Consider the following 350-nt stretch of genomic DNA (forward strand, 5'->3'; position numbering starts at 1 on the left):
CGAGGGGTACGCGCGGGTAACGGCGGTTCTGCCGGAACATCAGGCGTACATCGTCCGGAAGTGGGAAGCGGACGCCAAGAAAAAACAGGAAACCAAACGATGAAAACTTTGGTCACGGCCAACCAGAAAGGCGGCGTCGGCAAGACTTCGACCCTTGTGCATCTTGCCTTCGACTTTTTCGAGCGCGGCTTGCGGGTTGCCGTGATCGACCTGGACCCCCAGGGCAATGCGTCCTACACGCTCAAGGACTTTGCTACCGGCCTGCATGCAAGCAAGCTGTTCGGCGCTGTCCCTGCCGGCGGCTGGACCGAAACCGCACCCGCAGCCGGCGACGGCCAGGCCGCGCGCCT

General features: G+C 62.9%; 1 protein-coding gene. It reads left to right on the top strand.

What is annotated here, in order from left to right; genetic code table 11:
• Window positions 1–99: 99 nt before the first annotated feature.
• Window positions 100–350 (top strand): ParA family protein (locus tag AC0L3J_RS37705; RefSeq protein WP_473350481.1); only part of this gene is annotated, 251 nt, incomplete at its 3' end.

The organism is Bradyrhizobium sp. Kon37, from assembly GCF_055807535.1.